Below are 21,307 nucleotides of genomic sequence, written 5' to 3' on the forward strand. Positions count from 1 at the left end.
TCAGACCTGCCAGATACGGGGAAGGGGATCGGGGCGCAGGACGCGCAGCAGACGCATGATCTGCCGCCGCAGCGGCCAGCCATCACGGGCCAGCAGCCGGACCACCAGCCGCCCCGGCGGGGCACTGGCAGCGGCGGTGACGCCGGGTTCATCCAGCGCCGCGCGGACGGGTTCCAGCAGGTCAGGCCCATGCGGGGCGATCAGCGCCAGCGAGGCCATCGCCCGCGCCTCGCCCAGCATCGCGGGCCGGTGCAGCCGTGACAGTGCGGCATCGTCCAGCGCCAGCGCGTCGTGATGGATCACCCGCCCGTCCTGTCGCACGATGCGGCGATCACTCAGGTGCAGATGGCGGATCGTCTCGCCCATGGCGATGCGGCCCAGAACGATGGGCTCCAGCAGCAGACAGCCCGCGCCGGGGGCCAGATCGACCGTGGTTTCCCGCCGCAGCCGCGCGCCGTCATAGAGGATCGTTTCCTGTGGCAGCCAGTCCAGCCAGCCGCCTTCGCCGACAGCCAGATGCAGCGTGACCCGCGCCGGGGCATCCTTGGCGCGATAGGCGCGCTCGGCCGTCTGGGTTGTGGCCAGCGCCCGCGTGCCGGGGGTCAGCCCGACCCGATAATCCAGCCTGTCGCCCGAGGCCAGACCGCCCGCCGTGTTCAGAAAGACGATCTCGGGCAGGCCCGCCGTCATGCGCGGAAGCATCGCCTTGGCCGATCCCGATTGCGCCAGATCCAACAGCCCGCGCGGCCCAAGCCGGACCGAAGCGGCCCCCCGGCTGCGCTGCATTCTGGTGGTGGCGATTGCGTCCAACATGGGCACAAAAGAGGATTGGCCCATGTAAAGCGCAATCTGTCATCGACCGCAGGCGGTGCCTTGCCCCTGTCACGACGCCATAACAGCCCAAATACCCGGCAGGATGCGCAATTTATATGCAGATGATGTTAACGGTGATAACTGGTGCCTGTTGTGGCCGGGCCTCGCTGCCTCTGTCCGAAACGGAATACCCATGCCATCCTTGACCCGCGTGGCGGAATGGAGGTGACAGCATGGCCGATACCCTGACTCTGGACCGGGTCCGTGAACTGGATGCGGATGATCCGCTGAAATCCCTGCGTGCGGCTTTTGTGCTGCCCGAGGGGCTGATCTATCTGGACGGCAATTCGCTGGGACCGGCTTCCGAGACCGCTTTGGCGGGGCTGGACCGGGCGGCGGTGCAGGAATGGGGGCAGGATCTGATCCGCAGCTGGAACAGCGCCGGGTGGTTCCAGCTGCCGCTGGATCTGGGCGACCGGGTCGGGCGGCTGATCGGTGCCGCGCCGGGGCAGGTGGCGGTTACGGACAGCACCTCGGTCAATATCTTCAAGGCGCTGAGTGCGGCGGCGGGGTTGCGGCCCGGGCGCAATGTCATCCTTGCGGAAGGTTCCAGCTTTCCGACCGATCTCTATATCGCCGAGGGGTTCGTGGCCTCGCAGCCGGGACTGACGCTGCGCTTGCAGGGCGAGGGCGAGCGGATCGAGGACATGCTGGGGCCGGATGTGGCGGTGGTGCTGCTGAACCATGTCAATTATCGCAGCGGTCGCCTGCTGGACATGGCGGCGCTGACCCGGAAGATCCATCAGGCGGGCGCGCTGACCGTCTGGGATCTGTGCCACAGTGCCGGGGCGCTGGATGTCGATCTTGACGGGGCGGGTGCGGATTTCGCGGTCGGCTGCACCTATAAATACCTCAATGGGGGGCCGGGTGCCCCGGCCTTCGTCTATGTCGCCGAACGTCATCAGGCCGAGGCGCGGCAGCCCTTGTCCGGCTGGTGGGGCCATGCGCGCCCCTTCGACTTTGCGACCCGATACGAGGGCGCCCCACAGATCGCGCGTTTCCTGTGCGGCACGCAGCCGATCCTGTCGTTGCGGGCGCTGAAAGGCGCGCTGGAGGTCTGGGAAGGCGTCGATATGGCGGTGTTGCGGCGCAAAAGCCTTGCCCTGACCGACCTTTTCATCGCGCTGGTCGAGAATCGATGCGGCGATCACGGGCTGGACTTGCAGACGCCGCGCGATCATCGGGCGCGGGGGTCTCAGGTCAGCTTTTCCCATCCCGCTGCCTGGCCGCTGGTTCAGGCCCTGATCGAGCGCGGCGTCATCGGCGATTTCCGCGCCCCGGACGTGCTGCGCTTTGGGCTGACACCGCTCTATCTGCGTTTCGAAGATGTCTGGAACGCGGTCGAGATGCTGCGCGATGTGCTGGACAGCGGCGTCTGGCAGGAGGCCCGTTTCACCGCCCGCCACGCGGTGACCTGACCAAAGGGTCGGGTTGTCCGAATCTGCGGCCCTGGCCTAGGCTGATGGGTATGGCCGCAACCCTGCATCCCCGCCGAACCTACAGCCGTCACGAACGGCTGAGCGATGGTGTCGTGCATCTGCTGGGGCTGGGGCTGGCGCTGCTGGCGGTGCCGGTGCTGATCGTGTCAACGGTCCTGTCCGGGGCTGCGCCTGCGGTGGTGATCGGCGCCTCGGTCTATGGGGTGACGCTGATCCTGATGCTGACCTTCTCGGCGCTGTACAACATGATCGAGGATCCGCGCTGGTCGGGACTGCTGAAGCGGCTGGACCATACCGGTATTTATGTGAAGATCGCGGGAACCTATACGCCCTTCACGCTGCTGGCCGGGGGGCAGGCGCTGGGGCTGCTGGTCGGGCTGTGGGTGGCGGCGCTGATCGGGCTGGCGCTGAAGGTCGTGGCCCCGTACCGGCTGCGCTGGCTGTCGCTGTCGCTTTATCTGGCGATGGGCTGGGCGGCGCTGTTCGCCGGGGGGCCGATGCTGGCGGAACTGCCGCGCATGGTGCTGATCCTGATCGTGACCGGCGGCAGCGTCTATACCATCGGCGTCGGTTTCCTGCTGCTGGAAAGGATGCCCTTTCACAACACCATCTGGCATGTTTTCGTGCTGGCGGGCAGCGTGCTGTTCTTTGCCGCCGTGTCGCTGAGCATCGCGACATTGCCCGCCGAGGTGATCGCCGGGCTTTGACGCTGCGGGCCGATGCCGCGGGCGTGTATCAGCCGCAATCGACCTTCTGGATCCAGCCCTTGTCATCGACATGGATGTTCAGCCGGTTCGGGTTGTAATCCATCGTCACCATCTGGCCGGGCGAGATGACGCGGTGGGTCAGTCCGGGGGGCAGGGAGATGGCGCCGTGATTCTGGCCGACCAGATCGCCGTGGGTGGCCAGATTGCAGCTTGCCTGCGCCGGACGCGGCGGATTGGTGTCGCAACCGGCCAGCAGACCCAGCGCGGTCGCGGGTATCAGCAGAAATTTGGTCATGGCGTTTCCTCATTCGTATCGGGGCTGCGCCATCACCCTACGCGCAAATCACGGGATTCGTTCCCCGTGGGCAGGGTCTTGGGCCGGTTTGCGGCATTGATGCCACAGCGCATTACATCCCGTAATAGAAATAGATCGCCACGCAGGTGGCCAGCCCTACCACGATATTCAACGGGACGCCGACCTTGACGAAATCGAAAAACCGATAATTTCCAGCAGCATAGACCAGCGTATTCGTCTGGTATCCGATGGGGGTGGCAAAGCTGGCGCTGGCGGCGAACATGACTGCCACGATCAGCGGCCGCGCATCCACGCCCGTTTCCGACGCCAGCCCGATGACGATGGGCGTCATTACCACCGCCACGGCATTGTTGGTGATCAGCTCGGTCAGGGTCGAGGTCAGCAGATAGACCACGATCAGCAGCATCAGCGGCGACAGTCCGACCAGCCACGGAGAGATCACCTCCACGATCAGATCCACCGCGCCGGATTTCTGCAAGCCCAGCCCGATCATCAACATGGCGAAGATCAGCACCAGAATGCTGGCGTCGATCGAGCCCCAGGCCTCGTCACTGTCGATGCAGCGCAGAATCAGGATGCCGACCACCGCCAGCATCGCCAGCATCCCGATGCTCATGACATTCAGCGCCGCCAGCACCACGACGGCGACCAGCGCCAGAATGGCGATCGGCGCTTTGTTGCGGCGAAAGGCCCGCCCGCTGGTGCGCGAGACCGAGACGACGACACCGCGCTGGCTCATCTCGTCCAGCCCCGAGGCCGGGCCCTCCAGCAGCAGCCGGTCGGCGGCGCGCAGGACGGTGGAGCGCATGTTCTGCCCGGTGGCGGTGTGGTTGTGGCGATGGATGCCGACCACGCGCACCCCGAAACGCGAGGCCAGACCCAACTGGCCGATGCTGCGCCCGACGATGGCCTGTTGCGGGGCCAGCACGGCCTCGGCCAGAACTGGTTCGTCCTGCGGGGTCCGGGGGCCGTTCATGCCGACGCGGATATCGTCGCGCTCGGCCAAGGTCAGCAGTTCGGACGAGGTGGCCGAGATCACCAGATAATCGCCCTTGCCGAGTTCCTGCTGATCCAGATCGTCGCGCAATACGCCATTGCCGCGCCCGACACCCAGAACCCTGAGGTTGGACAGCTTCAGCGCGCCGATCTCTCCGATAGGGTTTTCGGTGAAGTCGCCTTCTTCCAGTATCGTGATCTCGGACATATAGGCGGCGTCGGACAGGTCGGTCTCGGTTTCCTCATCGGGCCGGTCGGGCAGCAGAAAGCGCCCGAACAGCCCCAGCAGCAACAGCCCCGACAACGCGGTGACCAGCCCGACCGGAGTGATCTCGAAGATGCTGAAGGGGGCAATACCGTTTTCACGCGCCACCCCGTCCACCAGCAGGTTGGTCGAGGTCCCGATCAGCGTCATCGTGCCCGCAAGGATGGTGATGTAGGATACCGGGATCAGCAGCCGCGTCGCCGCGATGCCGAATTCGCGCGAGATGCGGATGGTCACCGGGATCAGCACCAGCACCAGCGGCGTATTGTTGACGAAGCCGCCGATCAGCATCACCCCGATCGCCAGACTGATGATCGCCAGCCACAGCCGGTCGCCGGCGAAATCCAGAATGATTCCGACGACCCGTTCGATCACGCCGGCGCGGACCAGTGCCCCGGTCAGCACGAACATGGCGGCGATGGTCAGCGGCGCGGGATTGGAAAAGACGCTGAAGGCCTCATTCGGGGACAGGATGCCCAGCAGCACGAAAACGGCCGCACCCGTCGCCGCTGTCACTTCGGTCGGAAAGATCTCCAGCGCGAAGCCGATGAAGGTCAGGAACATGACGAACAGCGCGATATAGGGCGCGTAGGCCAGGATGAAGCTCTGGATGATCACGACGCTCCATGAGGTTCTGGTTTGGCGGCCATATTGCGTTCACCCCGCAGCGATTGGCAACCCGCCGAAGGTCTGAGGGGCAATCAGCCCGCGCAGATCTGCTGCATGGCCTGCCATTGCGGCGGCGTCAGCAGCGGACGGGCAGGGGGCGTATCGCGCATCGGGTCGGCCTCGATCAGGCCCAGAACGGTCTCTCCGGTCGGGTCGATCGAGCGGGCATAGAGGCTGGAGGGCAGTTTCCGTTCGGTAAAGCGGGCCAGCAGCGCCTCGTCATCGGGGCGCTCGGGCGGGTTGGCCAGCAATTGTTCGCCGTAACCTTTCAACGCATCCTCGGGCAGGGTTCCCAGCGTCAGCAGGCGCAGCGCGGTCAGGACACCGGCATAATCCAGCGCCGCCAGGGTGATCTCGGTATCGTCCGGCCCCATGGATGCCGCCAGCAGATGGCCCGCCGCGGCCTCGGGGCCCGGCGCGGTTTCCAGCAGTTCCGAGCCCAGCACATAGAGGTTACCGGGCAGCCGCCGCGCCGCGTTCAGCGTCGGCACCACCCGGATCGCAGCCTTGTCATCCACCAGCCGTGGCGCCAGCCAGTCCAGCACCGCCTGACCCGAGGCGCGGGTGCAGACTGTGCCGGTGGCTTGCGTCAGATCGGCCAGCACCGCCTCGCCGATGGCGCGGGTCTGCGCGGGCGGCGCCACCCGCGCCGCATGGCGTACCAGCGCATCGGGCAGCCACAAGACCAGCCCCGCGATCACCCCCATCACAGCCAGCAGCGTCACCACGCCGCGCAGCCGCCCGGGATGGGCACGGTGCGATTCGATGGCGCGATGCACCCGCTCGATGGCGTCGATCATCAGCTGGTCGTCGGTCTCGATCACCTCATCGGGTTCTTCGGCCCGGGGGGTATAGCGCGCGGGCATCTGCCCCGGATTAAGCCGCACCACCGCAGGCAGGGACCAATGCGACAGCGGCACCTCGGATTGCGGATCGACCAGCATCAGCGTTGCATCGCCGACCGAAACGACCACCTCGCGCGCGGGGGCGTCGGGGGTCTTGCGCCATGTCGCCTGCGCCTCCAATCGTTCGAATTCGGTCAGCGCGGTCATGTGCGTGCAACAATCCTGACAAGTGAAATGACCATAACGCCGCCGCAGGGCGGGTCAATGCGCAGCTTGCGCGGACGGTCTGGCGGGATTGTCGCGCGGCTCAGGTGGTTTCGGGCACCGGCATGCCCTTTTCTCGTGCCAGTATCCGCATCCGGTTCTGCAATTTCTCGAAGGCGCGGACCTCGATCTGGCGAATCCGCTCGCGCGAGACGCCATAGCGTTCGGACAGATCCTCCAGCGTCATCGGGTCGTCGCGCAGGCGCCGCTCCATCAGGATGTCCTTTTCGCGGTCGTTCAGCACGTCCATCGCCGCGACCAGCATCTGGCGGCGGGTGTCCAACTCATCGGCCTCGGCATAGGCTTCGGCCTGATTGGCGTCCTCATCCTCCAGCCAGTCCTGCCATTGCGCGGTCGATTCGCCGTCGCCCGAGCCGATGGTGGCATTCAGCGAGGCATCGCCCCCCGACAGCCGCCGGTTCATCTCGACGACTTCGCGTTCGGTGACGTTCAGGTCATTGGCGATCTGGGCGACGTTTTCGGGGCGCAGATCGCCTTCCTCCAGCGCGCCGATCTTGGATTTCGCCTTGCGCAGGTTGAAGAACAGCTTTTTCTGCGCGCTGGTCGTGCCCATCTTCACCAGCGACCAGGACCGCAGGATATATTCCTGGATCGAGGCGCGGATCCACCACATCGCATAGGTGGCCAGCCGGAAGCCCCTTTCGGGATCGAAGCGTTTGACCGCCTGCATCAGCCCGACATTGGCCTCGGAAATCACCTCGGCCTGCGGCAGGCCATAGCCGCGATAACCCATGGCGATCTTCGCCGCCAGCCGCAGATGGCTGGTCACCAGCCGGTGCGCGGCCTCGCTGTCCTCGTGATCGGCCCATGCCTTGGCCAGCATGTATTCCTCTTCCGGCTCCAGCAGCGGGAATTTACGGATCTCCTGCAAATAGCGGTTCATCCCCTGTTCGGGGCTTGGTGCCGGAAGATTGGTATAGCTGGCCATGTCGTCGGTCTTTCAGCAAGAGATCATGAAACGCAGGCTGCGGGGGCGCAGTTCCGCCAGCCGCCGGGCCGAGGGGATTCCGCAGGAAGGGCCCACAAGGGGGATGGCAGGGATGGGAACCATACTGGCCCCAAAACCGGACCGTGTAACGTAGTTATGCATCACGTTCACGTCAAGATGCGGCCCGCAATGCATCCAGCAGCGTCTGCATATCGGCGGGCAGGGGACTGTCGAAAGCCAGCGCCTGCCCCGTGACCGGATGGTCGAACCCCAGATGCGCCGCGTGCAGCGCCTGCCGGGAAAAGGCCGATGCCAGGCCCGCCGCCACCCCAAGCGCCCGCACGGATGCCCGGCGCGCGCCACCATAGACCGGATCGCCGATCAGCCCCAGCCCGGCATGGGCCATATGGACGCGGATCTGATGGGTGCGCCCGGTCTCCAGCCGGCATTCGACCAGCATCGCGACGGGCGGGTTGCCGAAACGCTCCAGCATCCGTGCGCGCGTCACCGCATGACGGCCCTTGTCGAAATAGACCGCCTGACGCTGCCGGTCGGTCGCGTGCCGCGCCAGCCGAGAGGTGATTTTCAGCACACCGCCATCCTCGAAACCGATGCCGGGCAGGCCGCGCAGCCGCGGATCGCCCGCATCGATCACCCCATGAGCCAGCGCAAGATAGCGGCGCTGCGCGCTATGCGCCTCGAACTGCGCGGCAAGGCCGTGATGGGCGCGGTCGGATTTTGCCGCGACCAACAGCCCCGAGGTGTCCTTGTCGATGCGGTGGACGATGCCGGGCCGCATCTCGCCACCAATGCCCGACAGACTGCCCGCGCAATGGGCCAGCAGCGCATTGACCAGCGTCCCCGAACGAGAGCCGGGGGCAGGATGCACGACCATTCCCGCCGGTTTGTCGATCACGATCAGCTCGGCATCCTCGTAAACGACATTCAGCGCGATCGCCTCGGGCAAGGTATCCACCGGCTCGGGCAGGGGCAGGTGGATCACATATTCCTGCCCTTCAGCCACGCGTGCCTTGCCGTCGCGCGCCACGCCCGCCGGGCCACTGACTGCGCCATCCGCGATCAGCCGCGCCAGCCGCGACCGCGACAATGCCGCTTCCTCTGGCGCCGCCAGGGCAAGCGCCTTATCAAGCCGGTCGGGCGGATTGGCGGGAATGGTAACGACAAGGTTCGACATGGATGACGATCATAATGACTGGAAGGCCGCGGTAAAAGCCGTCCCGGAGCTGCGCTTTCTCAAGACGCTGGTCACCGGGCTGACGGTGGTCATGGGGCTGGGCATCATTGCACTGGTGGCGCTGTTGTGGATCCGGCTGGGCCAGCCCGCCCTGCCGCAGCTTCCTGACAATATCGACCTGCCGGATGGGGCCAATGCGCAGGCGATCACCTTCTCGGCCGACTGGATCGCGGTCGTCACCGATCAGGGCGAGATCATGGTCTTCGACCGCGCGGGCACATTGAGAAAACGGATGCGGCCTTAATCCGCGCCCTGCGAGGCCTTCCCCTCCAGCGCATCCAGCCGCGCCTTCAGTTCGGCATTCTCGGTCCGCGCCCTGATCGCCATTTCCCGCACTGCCTCGAACTCCTCGCGGGTCACAAAGTCGCGATCCGCCAGCCAGCGGTCGATCCAGCCCTTCATGGCGGTTTCGGCCTCGGACCGCGCGCCCTGCGCCACGCCCATGGCATTGGTCATCAGCTTCGAGATATCGTCGAAAATCTTGTTCTGCGTCGTCATCTGGCTTTGGCCCTCTGGCAAAATGTCCCGTCCTATATGGTCCGCCCGGCCCGCGCGTTCAATGCGCCCCGTCATCCCTCGCACTCCTTGCAAATACCTCGGGGGTCCGGGGGCAGCGCCCCCGGCCATAGCCCCCAGCGCCAAGCCGCCATGTTGACACCGCCCCACGCACGGCTAGCGTGCAGCCCGAACCCAGGCATCCGAGAGCACATGATCCCCTTTCCAGATATCAGCCCCGAAATCTTCACCATAAACTTGGGCGGCTTCTCGCTGTCACTGCGCTGGTATGCGCTGGCCTATCTGGCGGGGCTGCTGATCGGATGGCGGCTTCTGGTTGCGATGATGCGCCGGCCGGCGATCTGGGGCGGGCGGGCCCCGATGGCGCCCGAGTCGGTGGATGATCTGCTGACATGGGTGATTCTCGGCGTGGTTCTGGGGGGCAGGCTTGGCTTCGTACTGTTCTATGAACCCGCATTCTACCTCGCCAACCCTTTCGAAATCGTAAAGGTCTGGCAGGGCGGGATGAGTTTCCACGGCGGTTTCGCCGGTGTCATCATCGCCTCGTGGCTGTTCTGCCGCGCGCGGGGCATTCCTGCGCTGGGTCTGGCCGATGCGATGGCGGTGGTCGCGCCGGTCGGGCTGTTCTTCGGCCGCGTCGCCAATTTCATCAACGCCGAACTGTGGGGCCGTCCGACCGACCTGCCCTGGGGCGTGATCTTTCCCGGCGAGGCCGCGCAATACTGCCCCGGCATCGAAGGCCCGTGCGCCCGCCATCCCAGCCAGCTTTACGAGGCCGGGCTGGAGGGTCTGCTGCTGGGCCTGATCCTGTGGCTGGTGCTGCGGTCGGGCGGATTGCGCCGCCCCGGCCTGTGTTTTGGTATTTTCCTTTCTGGATACGCACTTGCCCGCAGTTTCGTCGAATTGTTCAGGGTCGCTGACGCGCAGTTCATTACCCCTGAAAACCCGCTTGGCCATGTCATCGGCGGGCCGGTCTGGGGGCTGACCATGGGGCAGACGCTGTCGCTGCCGATGCTGGCATTGGGCCTGTTTCTTATCCTGCGCGCGCTCATCCGCTCCGCCGTGACTGCATGACCGATCTGGCGCGGATTATCGCCCGACAGATCCGCCTGACCGGGCCGCTGACGCTGGCCGACTATATGCAGACCTGTCTGCTGCATCCGCAGTATGGCTATTACGCCACCCGCGACCCGTTCGGGCAGGCGGGGGACTTCACCACCGCCCCCGAAATCCATCAGCTTTTCGGAGAGTTATGCGGCCTTTCTCTGGCGCAGGCATGGCAGGATCAGGGCCGTCCCGCGCCTTTCGCGCTGGCCGAACCGGGGCCGGGGCGTGGCACGCTGATGGCCGACATGCTGCGCGCGATCCGGTTGATGCCCGGGATGGCGCAAGCAGCCAGGCCAGTGCTGATCGAGGCATCCCCCCATCTACGGCAGGTCCAGCGCGAAAGACTGGGTCAGATCACGCATCTCGATTCTATCGAGGAACTACCAGATATGCCATTGTTCCTGATGGCAAACGAATTCTTTGACGCCCTGCCGGTCCGGCAATATCTGCATGTCGGTTCCGGCTGGTCCGAACGGGTCGTCGGATTGGATGACGATGGCAGGCTGTGTATGGGCCTGCTGCCGCCGGTCGATCTGCCACGGTCGGGCAAACCCGGCGATGTGATCGAGGACTGCGCCGCCGCCGCCGCCATCACCGAATCCATCGCGGCCCGTATCGCGCGTCACGGCGGGGCGGCGATCCTTGTCGATTACGGTGGCTGGAACGGCTATGGCGACACGTTTCAGGCGCTGCGCCAGCACCGGCCCGAGGATCCTCTGGCGCATCCGGGCGAGGCCGACCTGACCGCCCATGTCGATTTTGCGCCCCTTGCGGCGGCGGCTTTGCGGGCCGGGGCGCAGGTCTCGCGTCCCGTTCATCAGGGCGACTGGTTGCTGTCTCTGGGGGCAAAGGCCCGCGCGCAGCGTCTTGCCGCTGCCGGTGATGGTGGCGCGATGGCCGCGCTTCACCGCTTGACCGACCCGTCGGAAATGGGTCACCTGTTCAAGGCGATGGCCATCTGGCCGAAAGGGGTGCCTGCGGTGCCCGGATTCGAGGCGCTGGAACCCGATGCAGATGACGCTTGAGATTCTGACCCATCCTTTGCTGAAGGACATTCGGCATGGATTCTTCACCCGCAAGGGCGGCGCCTCGTCGGGGCTGTTCGCCGGGCTGAATTGCGGTCGCCGATCCACGGATCAAAGTGAAATGGTCGCGCTGAACCGCGCCCGCGTTGCCACGGCGATGGGGGTGCAGGCGGGGGAACTGGCCACGGTCAAACAGGTCCATTCGGCCGATGTCGTCACCCTGCGCGGGGGCGAGGATCTGACCGCCGTTGCCAGCACCGAGGCCGACGCCATCGTGACCGACCGGGCGGGAATCGCCATCGCGGTGCTGACGGCGGATTGTCAGCCGGTGCTGCTGGCCGACCGCGATGCGGGGGTTATCGGTGCGGCCCATGCGGGCTGGCGTGGCGCGCTGGACGGCGTGCTCGAGGCCACGGCTGATGCCATGCGCGCGCTTGGCGCCCGCAATATCCGCGCCGTGATCGGGCCCACGATCAGCCAGCGCGCCTATGAGGTCGGCCCTGATTTCATGGATGAATTTCTGGCCGAAGATCCCTCATATGACCGCTTTTTCGCGGGCGGGCCGAATGGACGTCCGATGTTCGATCTGCCCTCTTTCGGGCTGTCGAGGCTGCGCGCGGCGGGGGTCGAGGCCGAGTGGTCGGGCCATTGCACCTATTCCGAGCCTGCCCGATTCTTCAGCTATCGCCGCTCGACCCACGAGGGGCATGTGGATTACGGTCGCCTGATCTCGGTGATCGCGCTATAGGTCACGCCTCGACCGGGGCCAGTTGCGCCAGCGCGGCGTCATAGACCTCGATCCCACCGCCCGATCCTTCCGACAGCGTCCGCTTCCAGCCCCGCGCGCCGGGCTGGCCGTGAAACAGCCCCAGCATGTGACGGGTGAACTGGTGCAGCCTGCCGCCCCGTTCCAGATGCGCGATGATTCGCGGACGCATCGCCTGCGCCACCTGCCTTGCATCTTCGAAGGGCGGAGGGCTGTCCCACAAAAGATCCGCCTGACCCAGAACCTGCCACGGTTGATGATAGGCCGCGCGCCCGATCATCACCCCGTCCATGACCGTCAGGTGCGCACGCGCGGCCTCCAGATCACTGATGCCGCCATTGACCGACAGATGCAGATCGGGAAATTCCCGCTTCATCGCGTGAACCAGCGGATAATCCAGCGGCGGAACCTCGCGGTTCTCGCGCGGGCTGAGACCTTGCAGCCAGGCCTTGCGCGCGTGGATCGTCATGCGGCGAATCCCGGCCTGACGCATCTTGCCAAGGAAATCGGGCAGGACATCGGCGGCCTGCTGATCGTCCACGCCGATGCGGCATTTCACCGTCACCTCGACCGGGCTGACGGCGATCATCCCAGAGACGCATTCCGCCACCAGATCGGGTGTTTTCATCAGCACCGCGCCGAAACAGCCCGATTGCACCCGGTCGCTGGGGCAGCCGACATTCAGGTTGATCTCATCATAGCCCCAATCCGCCGCGATCCGCGTCGCCTGACGCAATTCGGCCGGGTCCGAGCCGCCGATCTGCAAGGCAAGTGGATGTTCCCCCGCATCGAAGTCCAGCAGCCGCCCGCGATCTCCATGCACGATTGCCGGGGCGGTCACCATCTCGGTATAAAGCAGCGCCCGGCGCGACATCATCCGGTGAAACACCCGGCAATTGCTGTCGGTCCAGTCCATCATCGGCGCGACAGAGAGCTTCGATGCGTTGATTTTATTGATTAAATTATCGTTCTGGACCTGTTTTGGCAAAGATTGAGGCCTCTTGTTTCGCCTTGTTTTTGCTGGCTTTCGTTTGTTTCCGTTTCTGCTTTGCTAACCGTTAGCAAGAATCGGAGGGGGCGTTAGCAAATCGTGGGCACCATTACTGAGCGCCGCCTGAAAAGCGGCAGAGCGGTATATACCCCACAGGTGCGGATTATGCGAGACGGCAAGAAAGCCTCTGCCTCTGCGTTCTTTGAACGCCGGTCCGCCGCCGAGGCGTGGATGTAGCGCAAAGAGGCCGGGCCTGCATGGAAGATGCAGCTCGACACGCTCGAAATGGATGCCGCGATGACGGCCTGCAAGCTTCCGGCCGTCGAGTATCTGCACTTCCGTGGTCTGCGTCACGAGGGCGTGTCGCGGCTATTCGAGATGGGGAAGACCATTCCTCAGGCTGCGGGCGTATCAGGCCACCGAAGCTGGCCGAGTCTCCGGCGTTACAGCCCCTTGCAAGGACCGGTGATAAATGGGCCGGCTGGGTGTGGCTGGAAAAACTCGCGAATTGACCAAAGAGCAAACCCCATAGGGCAGGGCGGTCGTCGCCGACCCGGCCGCACCTTCTTCCGCTTCGGCTTCGCGCCCATCTCCTATCGCTGCCGCGTGCCGTCAGGCCAGACCAGATCGCCGCCATGGCATTCATCCTGTTTCGGTGACAGCGCGCGGCGAACTGGATTCCAACGTGCACCATCGCGCCATATCTGCTAGACTGGCAGAAGAGGACGGTTCGGCCCGGCGTGTTCGCGGGCGGGTGCCGGGTTCTTCGGCGGCCGCTTCACCCGGTTTCGGGCCTTCCAGCAAGGGAGGATGCAGATATGCCCCGCGAGACGATTGGAAATCCGCTGAGTTGGAGCGCGCAGAGGCTGGTCGGCGCAGGCCGCGGCCTCGGGGCGGCAGTGGACGGGATCGGCAGCCACGAGACGACCCGGCCCGAGATCAACGAGATCGGCATGAACGACATCCGCGCGGCGCTTCGCAAGGGCGTCGAGGATTTCGCCGCGCTCCGATCCGACGTGATCTTCGTGGTTGCGCTATATCCGCTGATCGGCTTCGTCCTTGCCTTCTGGGCCTTCAATTCGGGACAGGTGCACCTGCTTTTCCCGCTGATCGCGGGTTTTCCTCTGGTCGGGCCGGTCGCGGCGATCGGCCTTTATGAAATGAGCCGCCGGCGCGATCAGGGCCAGGAGACCGATTGGGGCGCGGCGCTGGCCACGCTGACAGGACGCGTGCTTGGGCCGGTGCTCATGCTGGGCTTCCTTCTGGCGGTGTTCTTCGTCATCTGGCTTTACGCCGCGCATCTGATCTGGGCCGCCACCCTTGGGCCGGAACCCTATGACAGCCTCACCGTCTTTCTGCGCGACACCCTGACCACGGGCGCGGGATGGGAGATGATCGTCATCGGATTTGGCACCGGCTTCATCTTCGCGGCGGTGGTGCTCTGCGTCAGTCTGGTGTCTTTTCCGATGCTGATCGATCGTCCGGTGGGGGTGCCGGTAGCGCTGGAGACCTCGCTGGCCGTCGCGCGCCGCAACCCGCGCACGACCGCACTTTGGGGGCTGACCGTCGCCGTCGCGCTGGTGCTGGGAACGATCCCGCTCTTTGCCGGGCTGATCGTCGTGCTTCCCATCCTTGGCCATGCGACATGGCATCTTTACCGCCGGGCGGTGACCTTCCCCGACAGGCTGGAAGGCCAGGATCAGGGCCTACAAACCTCAGGCCCATAAGGTGATATGCCGAGGAAGATGTTGCCGCGTCGCTCAAATTGGATCGCGGCACCTCCGCCAGAGCAGGGCCCGCATCCCATACCACCAGACACCGCAGCGCACCCCCGGCACCGCCTCACGCAGGATAACCAGCACGGCCTTGCCGCCGCCAGCCCCTTCCGCGTGATCGAGTAGGTTGCGGGAGGAGTGACCGGCGTCTCACCGCGCGATGGCATTGTGGAACGCGCCCGTCAGCATGTCCTGCGCATCCTTCAGCTAAAGCATTTCTACTGAACCCTAAATCGTTTGGGGTTCCGTCGCAGCGCGGATCGTGATTCCCTTCTGTCTGGGAGGATAGATCATGTCAGCACCATTGCCGTCGGCCCTCCGGACGCGGTTTCAGCGATATATCGAGGAGGGTTTAAGCGGTCGGGCGGCGGCGCTGCGGCTGAAACTCTCGCCGGCGACCGGAGCACGTTGGGGCCGGGCGATCAGGACCAGGGGGCATGCCGAACCATTGCCCCAGGGACGTCCCAAAGGGCATGGAAAGCTTGCCCCGCACCGGGCCTTTTTCGAGGAACTGCTCGCACAGGATCCCGACATCACGCTGTTCGAACTCAGGGACGCGCTGGTCGCAGCGGAAGGCGTTCGTGTCCATCACTCGTCCATTGCCAGTCTGCTGTCTCGCCTTGGGTTCACCTATAAAAAAAGTCGCTGGTGGCCGCCGAACGCCGCGGTGCCAGGGTAAGACAGCGGCGAACCGACTGGTTCGAGCATCGCTTGCCAACCATCGCGGATCGGCCGGAACGCGTGGTTTTCATAGACGAGACCTCGGTGAAGACCAATCTCACCCGTCTGCGGGGTCGTGCCCTGCGCGGCACACGCCTGACCATGGATGCGCCCTTCGGCAGCTGGGGAACACAGACCCTGATCGCCGGGCTCACACCGGATGCCCTGATTGCGCCCTGGTGCATCCGGGGCGCAATGGACGGCCCCGCCTTCGCAGCCTGGGTTCGCGAGGTCCTGATCCCGGAGATCGAGCCGGGAACCGTGGTGATCCTCGACAACCTTGCCACCCACCACAACAAGCAGGCTGCTGAGGCTCTGCGTGCCCATCGCTGCTGGTTTCTCTATCTGCCGCCATATTCGCCGGACCTGAACCCCATCGAAATGGCATTCGCAAAACTCAAGGCGCACCTGCGCAGGATCGGGGCAAGAACATTTACCGACGTCTTCAAGGCCATCGGCGAAGTCTGTGATCTCTTCGATCCCGGCGAATGTTGGAACTACTTCAAGGCCGCAGGATATGTCGCAGGTTAAAACAGAAATGCTTTAGGCCTTGGCCAAGCTTTGCGGCACCGCCGCGCTCGGCTTGAGCCCCTGATCGCATCCGGCACGCAGCTGCGCGCATAGCCGAGGACCAGTTCCAGCGCCGCCCGGCCGGTCAGTTCGCGGGCAATGGCCAGCTGCGCGCCGGTCATCAAGGCCTAATGCGGGGCGTCACGATGGCGGGCGTCGATGTCGATGCCCAAAAAAAACCCGTACGAGGCGGGGCAACTGGAACAGTACAGATCAAGGATTGTTCAACTTTTCACCAGCAGGGTTTGCGTGATCGCGCAGGCTCACTACGTTGGGTTTAAGCAATCCACCCAAACTCTTGTCCGGGGTCATGAACGGAACCGTCCGAACAATAATTACGCTGGCCTGCGTTGCACTCCTGATCGCTGTCTCGTGGTCGGCTATGGATGACCTCAAGGAGTCCCACGACCGGAAGCACCGGGCGAACATCGTATTCGATGAGCGGAACGACTGAACTCTGCCCAGCAGCACGGCCCAGCTTTTCGGAAGATACCATCACGGGTCACGTCATAGCCCGGGCTAGCAAGCCGCGCTGCGCGGTCATGACGTGCTGACCGCGTGAGCTGCGCCGGATCGTTGGCGGGATTTCGGGGGTGGCGGCCGTCGCATCGTAAGCGCGCCGCTGATCCCCTCCTGCCGCTGGTGCTCTGAACGGGCCAATCTCCGTGCGCATGAACGTCGGAGGTGTTGGCTTGGAACGAGACGGCAAGATGGGCGGCCATTTGGACGGCTTCTCGGATGGTGGGGTTTCGCGGCTGGAAGTGATGGAGGGGCCGACCGGGCGTCAGCGACGCACGAAGGCGGAGCGGGCGCGGATTGCGGCGGAGAGCTTGGTGCGGCGAACTTCGGTGACCGAAGTCGCGCGGCGGCACGGTGCGACGCGCTGGCAGGTTTATGACTGGCGGCAGAAGCTACGGGACGGACAGCTTGTCGTGCCCGAGAGCATGGCGGCACTGCCGATGTTTGCAGAACTGGTCGTCGAGGGCGCCGCAGCGGAGATGCCGGCAGAGACAGAGGCCGGCACCGGCGTGGAGATCGTTGTGGGTGATGTCGTGATCCGCGTCGGCGCAGATACCGATGAGGTTCTGCTTACGCGGTCGATCCGAGCGGCGCGGGCGGGGGCGTCGTGATGCTCGGTCAGGGCGGGCCGGTGAAGGTCTACGTGGCGACGCGGCCGGTGGACTTCCGCAAGGGCATCGACGGGCTGGCGCTGGCGGTGCAGGAGATGTTCGGGCCCGACCCGTTCTGCGGGGCGATCTTCGTCTTCCGGGCGAAGCGGGCAGATCGTATCAAGATGCTGGTCTGGGACCAGACCGGGATGGTGCTGGTTCACAAGCGCCTCGAGGGCGGCAAGTTCTTCTGGCCGCAGGTGCGGGATGGGGTGATGCGCATGTCCTCGGCGCAGCTGGCGGCGCTGTTCGAGGGGTTGGACTGGAGACTGGCAAGACCCGAGCGGGTCGCCGCCCGCTGGTTGCAGGGTAAGTGCGGCCGACGCAGTGGAGGCCCCGCTTTTACTGGCCAGAACGGCATCAGCGTGATTCACTTCAGGCATGGATGCCAACATTCCCAGCCGCGAGAACGCTCATTTGAAGGCCCGCCTCGCGGAGGTGCAGGAGGCCAACCGCCGGCTGGAGGGTATCCTGCGCGCCTCGCAGCGCGAGCGCTTTGGCAAGAGTTCCGAGAAGTTGTCACCCGACCAGTTCAATTTGCCGCTCGAGGACGCCGAACTGGCCCAGGGCGTGCTTGAGGCCGCACAGGAGAAGGCTGAAGCCGCGCTTGCCCGGGCGCAAGGAGAAGAACCTCGCAAGCCCGCGCGCAACCGTGGGCATCTGCCCCGGGTCGAGCGCGTGATCGAGCCGGCCAGCACCCTTTGCCCCTGCGGTTGTAGTGAGATGGCCCGGATCGGGGAGGATGTCTCCGAGCGGCTCGACGTGATCCCAGCGCAGTTCCAGGTTCTTGTGACGCGGCGCCCCAGATATGCCTGTCGCCGCTGCTCGCAGGCCGTGGTGCAGGCTCATGCGCCCGAGCACGTCGTGCCGGGCGGCCTGCCCACCGAGCGGCTGATCGCATGGATCATCATCTCGAAGTTCGGCGACCACCTTCCATTTTACCGCCAGGCGGGGATCTTCGAGCGGCAGGGGCTCCACCTCGACCGCGGCACATTCGGCAATTGGGCCGGCCGCGCCTGCTTCCACCTGATGCCCGTGATCGACCACATGAAGGTCCACCTGCGCGCCGCCGACCGGATCTTCGTCGACGAGACCCGCTTTATCGACGATGGCACCCTCGAGCTGGACACCAACCCGGTCGAAAACCAGATCCGTCCGATCGCGCTGACCCGGAAGAACGCCCTCTTCGCAGGGAACGAAATCGGCGCCGAGAACTGGGCCATGCTCGCCTCGCTGGTTGCCACCTGCAAGCTGTCCGGCGTGAACCCCGTCGGCTACCTCGCCGATACCCTCCGGGCCATCCTCGACGGACACCCCAGATCCCGCATCGACGACCTCATGTCCTGGTGCTACGACCAAGCGTCAAGCCGCGCTGCATAGGACCTCGTCGTCGCGCTTACGATGTAGCGCACCGATGCATTGGCCATTGTCAGTTCTCCATGAAAAAACCGCCGGTGAGGGCGGGCTGTGTTGGTTCGGGCTAGCGGCGTCTGATCAGACCGGTATCGCGCCCTGCGCCCATGCACGCGCTGCGTCCCGGCCTTCGGCGTTGGGGACATAATCACAGATGCCGATGGCGGCGACGTGGCAGGCCAGTTCGCCCCAGGCGAAAAGCCTGACGACAACGGTCTCAGGAATTTCCCCTAAAACGCTCATGGAGTGGACGCCATCGACCAAGCCATATACGCCTTCGGTATCCGTCCAGATTTCCAAGGTATGCCATTTGTCGGCAAAGGGGTTGCCCGCCACATCTTCGTCGTCGCCGCCATTCACAACTAGGCCGAACGACCCGTTAAAGCCAATATAGACTGCGGCTACAGGTCCGTGGTCATTCCAGCCGGGGGTATCGCTGGCCCTGAACCCAGCGATGACAGGGTTGATACTTTGGGGAAGAGTGCCGGGGATCATGATGGATATGACCAAGTATCTATTCCCCAAGATCAGGTCGCCATCAAGGGCCTCGCTTCCTTCGAATTGCAGCACCCCATCTTCAACGGTCGGCTGCGTCCCTGTCATACCCGTCAGGTCGGACAGATCATCAGCGGCGGCAGTGAACACAAATGTCGGCAGATCGCCAGGCTTCGGGTCGGGATCACCCCCCGCCACCAGTATTGGGGCCATCCAGCGTCCAGTTCGGCATCGGATCGCCATCGGATGGTTGCCATTTCATCGCCGCGCCTTCGGTTCCGCCCATGCCGATGGGTTCATAGGTGGTCGCGATTTCCCATGCGATCTGCCAGAAATATTCGGCCAGCGCCTGCGGCACAGCAGGGTGGGTTCCATCGTGGTTTTCAAATTCCGGCATGATCCAGACGTTTTCAGCCTCGGTCAGATTGACCTGATACAGGCAGGTCGCCACGAGGCACGACAGGCCATAACATGCGGTAGTGTCGGGATGAATACCATCCCCGAACAGTTCCTGAATATCCGTGATGCCCGGCACCAGATCGTTCTGAATGTCGTCGTAAACACGCTCCATCCATTTGTGGCCGGGGATCAGCCAGACGCGCCAATCTTCGGGCAGCGACGGGTAAAGCTGCCGCATTTTCCATGTCGCGTAGTCTGCCATGTATTTGAAACTGTTTTCATATTCAGGCAGGCCGGTGCGGAACGTATATCCCGCCCATTCAGCGGGCGGTTCTGTGCCACCGGGGCCATTCAGGTCGGGCCAGATCGACCACAGGATAACCTCGTTGCCTGCACCGTTTTCGATGGTGTTGGCAGTGAACTTGCAGAAATAATCCAGCGTGTTGACCATACCTTCGCTGGTCGTGCGCGGGGGTGGACCGCCCTCGGTGATCATCAGGGTGTGAAATTGGTCGATATCTTCTACAGCGCGTTCGCCCTCAGTGAGATTGCCATCGTGTTCCCAACGGTATTGAATCATGCTGCCGGGAACCGTGGATTTGATCTCTCGGTTATACGTATCTGTGTAGCCAACTGACTCGAGGACCGACCTCATATTGCCGGGCCACGGTCCGATATGCACATAGGAGTCGGTCAAGCTGTGGCCGCTGTGGATCGTGCGTGTGGTGTCTGTGGAAGCAGTGCGGGCGAAGTCACCGGGCTCGACAGGCGCTGCTGCCACGCTGATAGCCTCTGACATGGTGGTATTCAGCAGATACCACATTCCCGCCGACAGACCGCTGATAGTCATGGGGAGTGCGCGCCGGGTGGTGTAGATGATCTCATCCCCCGTCAGATCTGCGTCTGTTGCGATGATGCGTTTTGTCATGGTGTTAAGCCCTCTATCGTGATCGTGCCAGCGCCGTTCGCGGCAATCAAGGCAGTTGGTGTCGGTATTGCGTTAACGGTGATCTCGCCCGCGCCGCCGGTGACGATCCATTGAGACCGATGCGGATCCGGAAGGGTGGCCAGAAGCTGTTCATTGTCAGAACCCTCGGACAACGGTCAGCGCGGAACTGCCATGAGAGGTGCCGCGCGCGACAATGGTCACCGCATCATCGACCTGAAACGCGCCGACATAGCCCAGCAGCCGCAACCGGTTCGCCTCGTCCGGCTCGCCCGGGCAGACGTCGATCGGGTGCGGGCTGTGGTTCTGGACGATGTCACCGGCTTGCAGCGAGATCGGGTCGGACCAACTGTCGGTGATCGGATAGACGGGCATGTGAACCTCCATGTGAAAAACCCGCGCGAGGCGGGCGGAGGTAACGAGATTGCGTTGAGGCCTTGGCCGCTGCGGCCTGCGCCCTATCTATGGGCAATGATTTTCACCCGCCTGCACAAACGCCTGCGCGACATGCGCGATGAAGCTATCCGGCGTCCGCCATATCGCATAGTCTATATGCACGCCCTGACCGTCGCCCATATGGACGGCCGCCTGATCGCGGATGATCATCCTTCGTGGGAGCGCGTTCACGAAGCCATAGCGGCCGCGCGCGCCGGTGATCCGGATGCGCTGGACACGATCGAGCGCGAACTGCTGCGCCTTCGGGAATGATGACGACGCGATTGAACGGCTGATTTTTCGTGCTATGGCTTTGCCGTCTCGCGTGCGCACATTTTTTGCGAGGCCGCGCCAAGGTCACATCTAGCTTTTTGCTGCATCAGGGATCTTGGCCCACCTTCG

Annotated in this window: 21 protein-coding genes and 3 pseudogenes; 13 read left to right on the forward strand and 11 right to left on the reverse strand. The window is 64.3% G+C overall.

Going from position 1 to position 21,307, the window contains the following annotated elements; translation table 11 throughout:
- Complete coding sequence (locus tag JHW40_RS09590; RefSeq protein WP_170851824.1) at positions 1-810, reverse strand: urease accessory protein UreD; 810 nt, start codon at positions 808-810, stop codon at positions 1-3.
- A 236-nt stretch (positions 811-1,046) separates the two neighbouring features.
- Here JHW40_RS09590 and kynU point away from each other — a divergent pair, with 236 nt between their 5' ends.
- Positions 1,047-2,291, forward strand: coding sequence for a kynureninase (gene kynU, locus JHW40_RS09595; protein ID WP_090612685.1), 1,245 nt, complete (start codon positions 1,047-1,049; stop codon positions 2,289-2,291).
- Positions 2,292-2,341: 50 nt separating this feature from the next.
- The gene (gene trhA, locus JHW40_RS09600) at positions 2,342-3,019 is read left to right on the forward strand and encodes a PAQR family membrane homeostasis protein TrhA (protein ID WP_090612687.1); all 678 of its coding nucleotides are present in this window, start codon (positions 2,342-2,344) and stop codon (positions 3,017-3,019) included.
- A gap of 28 nt (positions 3,020-3,047) precedes the next feature.
- On the opposite strand, the gene JHW40_RS09605 is transcribed toward trhA, so the two are convergent.
- The 5 genes from JHW40_RS09605 to JHW40_RS09625 all read right to left on the reverse strand — a co-directional run bounded on the left by JHW40_RS09605 (position 3,048) and on the right by JHW40_RS09625 (position 8,518).
- Positions 3,048-3,314, reverse strand: a complete 267-nt coding sequence (locus tag JHW40_RS09605) for an I78 family peptidase inhibitor (protein ID WP_090612688.1) — start codon at positions 3,312-3,314, stop codon at positions 3,048-3,050.
- Between the two features lie 112 nt (positions 3,315-3,426).
- Positions 3,427-5,214: an SLC13 family permease gene (locus tag JHW40_RS09610; RefSeq protein WP_336390089.1), complete on the reverse strand. Its 1,788-nt coding sequence runs from the start codon at positions 5,212-5,214 to the stop codon at positions 3,427-3,429.
- Between the two features lie 83 nt (positions 5,215-5,297).
- Positions 5,298-6,317: a hypothetical protein gene (locus JHW40_RS09615; protein ID WP_090612690.1), complete on the reverse strand. Its 1,020-nt coding sequence runs from the start codon at positions 6,315-6,317 to the stop codon at positions 5,298-5,300.
- Between the two features lie 100 nt (positions 6,318-6,417).
- Entirely contained in the window at positions 6,418-7,323 is a 906-nt protein-coding gene (gene rpoH, locus JHW40_RS09620) for an RNA polymerase sigma factor RpoH (protein WP_090612692.1), read from the reverse strand.
- A gap of 172 nt (positions 7,324-7,495) precedes the next feature.
- On the reverse strand, positions 7,496-8,518 hold the full coding sequence (locus tag JHW40_RS09625) for a pseudouridine synthase (protein WP_090612694.1): 1,023 nt from the start codon (positions 8,516-8,518) through the stop codon (positions 7,496-7,498).
- Here JHW40_RS09625 and JHW40_RS09630 point away from each other — a divergent pair.
- Entirely contained in the window at positions 8,517-8,822 is a 306-nt protein-coding gene (locus JHW40_RS09630) for a DUF6476 family protein (RefSeq protein ID WP_090612696.1), read from the forward strand. The genes JHW40_RS09625 and JHW40_RS09630 overlap by 2 nt on opposite strands.
- On the opposite strand, the gene JHW40_RS09635 is transcribed toward JHW40_RS09630, so the two are convergent.
- Entirely contained in the window at positions 8,819-9,076 is a 258-nt protein-coding gene (locus JHW40_RS09635; protein ID WP_090612732.1) for an accessory factor UbiK family protein, read from the reverse strand. The two genes, JHW40_RS09630 and JHW40_RS09635, sit on opposite strands and share 4 nt — an antisense overlap.
- A gap of 210 nt (positions 9,077-9,286) precedes the next feature.
- On the opposite strand from JHW40_RS09635, the gene lgt reads away from it, so the two are divergent.
- Genes lgt through pgeF form a run of 3 tightly spaced genes read left to right on the forward strand, consistent with a single transcriptional unit; the run spans position 9,287 to position 11,974 of the window.
- Entirely contained in the window at positions 9,287-10,168 is an 882-nt protein-coding gene (gene lgt / locus JHW40_RS09640; RefSeq protein ID WP_090612698.1) for a prolipoprotein diacylglyceryl transferase, read from the forward strand.
- Entirely contained in the window at positions 10,165-11,226 is a 1,062-nt protein-coding gene (locus JHW40_RS09645; protein WP_090612700.1) for a class I SAM-dependent methyltransferase, read from the forward strand. The genes lgt and JHW40_RS09645 overlap by 4 nt, the downstream gene beginning before the upstream one ends.
- The gene (gene pgeF / locus JHW40_RS09650) at positions 11,210-11,974 is read left to right on the forward strand and encodes a peptidoglycan editing factor PgeF (protein ID WP_090612703.1); all 765 of its coding nucleotides are present in this window, start codon (positions 11,210-11,212) and stop codon (positions 11,972-11,974) included. Before JHW40_RS09645 ends, pgeF begins: the two co-directional genes overlap by 17 nt.
- 1 nt (position 11,975) lies before the next feature.
- Here pgeF and dusA read toward each other — a convergent pair whose 3' ends face one another.
- Positions 11,976-12,911, reverse strand: coding sequence for a tRNA dihydrouridine(20/20a) synthase DusA (dusA, locus tag JHW40_RS09655; protein ID WP_244519206.1), 936 nt, complete (start codon positions 12,909-12,911; stop codon positions 11,976-11,978).
- A gap of 890 nt (positions 12,912-13,801) precedes the next feature.
- Here dusA and JHW40_RS09660 point away from each other — a divergent pair.
- The 6 genes and pseudogenes from JHW40_RS09660 to JHW40_RS24335 form a co-directional block, all read left to right on the forward strand.
- Complete coding sequence (locus tag JHW40_RS09660) at positions 13,802-14,710, forward strand: DUF2189 domain-containing protein (protein WP_090612705.1); 909 nt, start codon at positions 13,802-13,804, stop codon at positions 14,708-14,710.
- Positions 14,711-15,050: 340 nt separating this feature from the next.
- A protein-coding gene (locus JHW40_RS09665; protein ID WP_272848946.1) for an IS630 family transposase occupies positions 15,051-16,009 on the forward strand; the annotation gives its coding sequence in 2 pieces (ribosomal slippage) (positions 15,051-15,392 and positions 15,395-16,009; 957 coding nt in all).
- 749 nt (positions 16,010-16,758) lie between these two features.
- Positions 16,759-17,178 carry a transposase gene (locus tag JHW40_RS09670; protein ID WP_272848951.1) on the forward strand — a complete coding sequence of 140 codons (420 nt, stop codon included), beginning with the start codon at positions 16,759-16,761 and terminating at the stop codon, positions 17,176-17,178.
- Positions 17,178-17,432, forward strand: a pseudogene (gene tnpB, locus JHW40_RS24180) (IS66 family insertion sequence element accessory protein TnpB); the annotation flags it as partial. The gene JHW40_RS09670 and the pseudogene tnpB, both read left to right, overlap by 1 nt.
- Positions 17,433-17,637: 205 nt before the next feature.
- Positions 17,638-18,267: pseudogene (locus JHW40_RS24330) on the forward strand (IS66 family transposase); the annotation flags it as partial.
- Positions 18,268-18,366: 99 nt separating this feature from the next.
- A pseudogene (locus tag JHW40_RS24335) lies at positions 18,367-18,597 on the forward strand (transposase domain-containing protein); the annotation flags it as partial.
- Between the two features lie 114 nt (positions 18,598-18,711).
- Here JHW40_RS24335 and JHW40_RS09680 read toward each other — a convergent pair.
- From JHW40_RS09680 to JHW40_RS09690, 3 genes are all read right to left on the reverse strand, one after another.
- Positions 18,712-19,338 carry a hypothetical protein gene (locus tag JHW40_RS09680; RefSeq protein WP_090618180.1) on the reverse strand — a complete coding sequence of 209 codons (627 nt, stop codon included), beginning with the start codon at positions 19,336-19,338 and terminating at the stop codon, positions 18,712-18,714.
- Positions 19,310-20,452, reverse strand: coding sequence for a hypothetical protein (locus JHW40_RS09685; protein WP_272848953.1), 1,143 nt, complete (start codon positions 20,450-20,452; stop codon positions 19,310-19,312). Before JHW40_RS09685 ends, JHW40_RS09680 begins: the two co-directional genes overlap by 29 nt.
- Before the next feature lie 156 nt (positions 20,453-20,608).
- Positions 20,609-20,845, reverse strand: a complete 237-nt coding sequence (locus JHW40_RS09690) for a hypothetical protein (protein WP_090618117.1) — start codon at positions 20,843-20,845, stop codon at positions 20,609-20,611.
- Between the two features lie 12 nt (positions 20,846-20,857).
- Between JHW40_RS09690 and JHW40_RS09695 the strand changes: the two genes are divergently transcribed.
- Positions 20,858-21,178, forward strand: a complete 321-nt coding sequence (locus JHW40_RS09695; protein WP_244519415.1) for a hypothetical protein — start codon at positions 20,858-20,860, stop codon at positions 21,176-21,178.
- Positions 21,179-21,307: the final 129 nt, after the last annotated feature.

It is taken from the genome of Paracoccus alcaliphilus (assembly GCF_028553725.1).
Taxonomy (GTDB): domain Bacteria; phylum Pseudomonadota; class Alphaproteobacteria; order Rhodobacterales; family Rhodobacteraceae; genus Paracoccus; species Paracoccus alcaliphilus.